This is a genomic window from Protofrankia sp. Cj5 (genome assembly GCF_917627405.1).
Lineage (GTDB): Bacteria > Actinomycetota > Actinomycetes > Frankiales > Frankiaceae > Protofrankia.
In genome coordinates, this window is record NZ_CAKJTO010000124.1 from 2,782 (window position 1) to 6,133 (window position 3,352).

4 protein-coding genes are annotated in these 3,352 nt (G+C 72.8%); all 4 read left to right on the forward strand.

Annotation, left to right across the window (positions count from 1 at the left end):
* Positions 1–1,136 (forward strand): AmmeMemoRadiSam system radical SAM enzyme (gene amrS, locus MJ777_RS19815; RefSeq protein ID WP_239377409.1); only part of this gene is annotated, 1,136 nt, incomplete at its 5' end.
* Between the two features lie 54 nt (positions 1,137–1,190).
* Complete coding sequence (locus MJ777_RS19820) at positions 1,191–1,430, forward strand: radical SAM-modified peptide, FtsH ternary system-associated (RefSeq protein WP_239377410.1); 240 nt, start codon at positions 1,191–1,193, stop codon at positions 1,428–1,430.
* The gene (locus MJ777_RS19825; RefSeq protein ID WP_239377411.1) at positions 1,421–2,113 is read left to right on the forward strand and encodes a hypothetical protein; all 693 of its coding nucleotides are present in this window, start codon (positions 1,421–1,423) and stop codon (positions 2,111–2,113) included. The genes MJ777_RS19820 and MJ777_RS19825 overlap by 10 nt, the downstream gene beginning before the upstream one ends.
* Entirely contained in the window at positions 2,110–3,327 is a 1,218-nt protein-coding gene (locus tag MJ777_RS19830) for a ThiF family adenylyltransferase (RefSeq protein ID WP_239377412.1), read from the forward strand. The genes MJ777_RS19825 and MJ777_RS19830 overlap by 4 nt, the downstream gene beginning before the upstream one ends.
* Positions 3,328–3,352 lie beyond the last annotated feature (25 nt).

Sequence of the window (3,352 nt, forward strand, 5' to 3'; positions counted from 1 at the left end):
CGCACTACTCACCCCGGCACCCCATGACCAGCCCCACGACCAGGCGCACCGGTCCGGAACACGTCGTGTCTGACGATCCGCATGGGCCGGTGTGGCGGGCGGCCGTTCTCGGTGAGCCACTTGGGAGCGAATCCGGACAATCGGATAACTACGACAAAGACGCCCGGCGGATCCGCTGCCTGCTGTGTCCGCACGGCTGCGAGCTGCGGCCCGGCGAGACGGGGGTGTGCGCGGTGCGGCGCAACCACGCCGGTGTGCTGGAGACAGCCACCTACGCCGTCGCCGTCGCGCACCTTGACGCGATCGAGCGCAAGCCCTTCTACCACGTCCGGCCGGGGAGCCGGGTGCTCACGATCGCCGGGCCGGGATGCTCGTTCCGCTGCAACTACTGCGTCAACCACCGGCTGTCCCAGTACGGCCAGGTCGCCGACGTCGCCTGGACAGGCCGGCCCGCGCAACCCGCCGAGCTGGTCGCGCAGGCCGCCGCGAACGGTGCGTCCCTCGCCATGTCCTACGCCGAGCCCGGTCTCGCCCCGGAGCTGACCCTGGCCCTCGCGGCCCTCGCCGCCCCGGCGGGCGTGCCGATCGTGTGGAAGACGAACGGTTTTCTCACCGCGTCCGCGATCGACCTGGTCGCGGGCGCACTGGACGCGGTGAACATCGACGTCAAGGCCGCGGGGGAGTCCGCGCACCGACGGCTCACCGGCGCGCGCCTGCGTCCCGTGCTGGACGCGGTCGAGCGGTTGCGTGCCGCCGGCGTGTGGGTGGAGGTCTCCACGCCGCTGATCCCCGGCGTCTCCGCCGAACCGGACGCGCTGCGCGCCATCGCCCGCCACCTCGCCGGCATCGACCCGGACATCCCCTGGCACCTGCTGCGGTTCACCCCGGACTTCCGGATGCGCCGGCCGGCACCGACCAGCCCCGACGTCCTCGAAGCGGCGCGGGCGACCGGGCGGGACGCCGGCCTGCGGTACGTCTACGTCGAACGAGCCCTCGGCGCCGCCGGCCGGGAGACCCGCTGCCCGGCCTGTGACACGGTACTGGTGCAACGCGGCATCTGGGAGACACTGGAATCCGCGGTCACGCACGGCATCTGCCCGCATTGCGGGCAGTCGATCCCGGGACGATGGGGATGATGGACGACGATGGGGATGATCGGTGAAGGAGCCTGTTGATGGCTGGGTCCGTTGATGGCTGAGGGCACCGCGGCGCAGGCCCGGACCGGCGGGAACGTGTTCGTTGCGTCCCTGCCGGACCTCATCGACGCGTCCGAGTACCCCGGCCATCCGGATGGGCGGTTGGTCCGGGTGCGGATCACCGTGACCGAGTCCGGGGTGGAGATCCTCGGTGACGCGTTCCGCCCGGCCGCGCTGGAGGCGTTGCTGGCCGCCGTGGGCGGTGGCGCTACGGAGCAGATGCTGTGCGGCTGAGACCCGACCCCGTGGACGCCGGCGCAGCCGCTCTCGACGAGCTGGCCGACCTCGACGTCGGCATCAACGAGGGATTGGATCCGCAGCCGCCTGCTGAGGCGTCTGACAACGGCCCGGTCGGCCGTGACGGGAGCCGGAGTGCCATCACCCATTCGGAGTCGTGGTGGACGCACCTGCGCTGCACCCGATGCGGACACACCTTTCGTCGCGGGGACCGGGTCCGGCTGCGGAGGGATGCCACCACCGGCGACCCCGGCTCGGTCGTCCACCTCGATCCGGCGCTGGGCTGCGCGGACGAAGCCGTGGCCACCCGGCAGCACCCGGCGCCCAACGGGGACACTGCGAAGGACACCGGGAAGGACACCGCGGAGCTGGCCGCGTTCGCGGCCGGTCTGCTGGACGCCTGGCCGCCGGCAGGTGACGCACCGGTCGTCCGGCTCGCCCCGCACGCGTTCCAGGTCGCCCGGCCCGACATGGGGCCGGACGCCCCGAAGTGTCTGGTCTGCGCCCACACCTTCCGGCCGGGCGAGCAGGTGGTGGTCTGCCCGTGCGGTCTGCACCGCGCGGTCTGCGTGGCGGCTGTGCACCGGGACCCGGTCGCCGGCCTGACCTGCTGGGACGACTGGCAGCCCGATGGAACGCTCACCCACTGCCCGGTCACGCTCAACCGGGTGGACCGGTGAGCGTTTCCCTCCACGATCGCTACGCTCGGCAGCGGCTCATCCCCGACTGGGATCAGGACCTGCTCGCAGCCAGTACTGCCGTGATCGTCGGAGTGGGCGCGCTCGGCAACGAGGTGGCGAAGAACCTGGCGCTCGCCGGCGTCGGACGGCTCATCCTCTGCGATCCGGACACGGTTGCGGCGAGCAACCTCAGCCGCGCCGTGCTGCTCGGGCCGGGCGACGTCGGGCAACCGAAGGTCGCCGCCGCGGCCACCGCGCTGGCCCGGCTCGCCCCGGAGGTCACCGTCGAGACCCGGCAGGCCGAGCTGGTCACCGGGGTCGGGCTCGGTGAGCTGGCCGACGCTGGGGTCGTGCTGGGCTGTCTGGACAGCCGACGCGCTCGGTTACGCCTGCTCGGGCGGACCGCGCTGGTCGGCGCGCCCCTCGTGGACGGCGGCACTTTTGCGTGGGGCGGCGAGATCCGGTTGCGGGTGGACCCGACGGAGGCCTGCTACGGCTGCTCGCTCACCCCGCACCAGCGGGGTGCGTCCGACCTGCCGTGGAGCTGCGCCGAGATCCGGCCGGACGGCCCGCAACCCGCGTCGATCGTGCCCACGTCGATCGTTGCCGGGTGGATGGCCCTGGCCGCGCTGCGCCTGCTGTTCGCCGGCCCGCCGGAGTACCGGATGCTGCGGATCGACGGCGCCACCGGCCACACCGCCCCGGTCGCCCTGACCCGGGACGCCGACTGCCCGCACCACCGGCCGCTGGACGGGCCCGTCCACCCGCTGCCGGTCGACCACCGTGCCACCGTCGGCGACCTGCTCGACGCCCTGCCGGCCGGCGCGGAACCGTTCACCTGGGCGGCGTTTCCCGTACCAGGACAGTGTCATCACTGTGGCGAGACTTACGATCATGGTGCGGCGCAACCGGGCGCGCAGGGCGAACCGGAGCAACCGGAGCAACCGGGGCAACAGGGCGAACCGGGGCGGTGTCGGCGCTGCGGGCGGGCTGTGCGGGTCCGGCGCGGCGAGCGGCTCCGCGACGCCGACCCCGGGCTGCGCCTGCACGGCCTCGGGGTGGCACCCGGGGAGATCCTGGCCGTCCAGCTGCCCCGGCCGCTCGCCGCGAGCGACGAGGAGGCCTTTCAGGGGAGCTTTCAATGGCATCGGCTGGCATCGACTGGCGACACCGGCCGGATTCTAGCGTCACAGTCGATTTTTCGAGCTTTGTGAGATTAAGAGCGACCGGCAATAGGGG

Bases quoted from the DNA above. Each gene is read 5' to 3' on its own strand.
- MJ777_RS19820 (WP_239377410.1), top strand. From the start codon at position 1,191: ATGGCTGAGGGCACCGCGGCGCAGGCCCGGACCGGCGGGAACGTGTTC.